The sequence below is a fragment of the Thalassospira sp. MCCC 1A01428 genome (assembly GCF_002115825.1).
Taxonomy (GTDB): domain Bacteria; phylum Pseudomonadota; class Alphaproteobacteria; order Rhodospirillales; family Thalassospiraceae; genus Thalassospira.
This window is the reverse complement of sequence record NZ_JFJZ01000158.1, coordinates 1-691: the sequence shown is the minus strand read 5'-3', so window position 1 is coordinate 691 and position 691 is coordinate 1. Positions and strand designations below refer to the sequence as shown.

At 55.0% G+C, this 691-nt stretch carries 1 protein-coding gene; it reads left to right on the top strand.

All coding sequences use genetic code 11. The features are described 5' to 3' along the window. Positions 1-605 (top strand): hypothetical protein (locus tag THS27_RS27280; protein ID WP_210403041.1); only part of this gene is annotated, 605 nt, incomplete at its 5' end. Positions 606-691 lie beyond the last annotated feature (86 nt).

Below are 691 nucleotides of genomic sequence, written 5' to 3'. Positions count from 1 at the left end.
AACCCCGTTTCGAGGGTGTGGGATGCTCGCCAGCACGTTGTTACGATGTTATGGCGGATATGGCCCTTAAGCCCAATTTGGGCGTGAGGGCGTGTCTATGTCCTCATTTTGGGGATGTGGTGCGGGCTGGTGCGATACGCGGCGTTATTCGAGACGGTCAAATTGACCGGTTGGGGGTAAAGCACCGTCGTGGCGTCCACAATCTGTGGACGCGATACAAAGACGAATTTACGGACAAGATGGCCAACGCCGTCAAAATGACGGTGTTGGTGGAATGTGCGGCTGGTTTATTTGTTATTTTATTTTGTGAATTGACCGGGCGTGATGGCGGGCGTATGGTTTGGCCTATCAACGGGAAAAATCCGTTGTGGGGGCGTCGAAACCCTCGTATCGAGACGGCCAGCCGTCACGTCAGTTTCGGCTATTTTTGCGCCCGGATTCCGGGTGCAGCTTCTCGCTTAGGGCGGGAGGGCGGTGAATATAATACCCTTCGGGGGAATAAACCCGCCTGCCTCTCGACAGGTTTCGAACCTCCCGCCACCAGCGCGGTCGTCGAAAGCCGTTTTGGTGGTGTTGTGAAACGCTATCGAGAGGGCTTGTTATGACCGCCAGTTCATTGCCGGATTGCGTCCGGTTTCACGATACAGAATTATCAATTATCGACCGCGATGGTCGGCCTTGGGTGACGAGC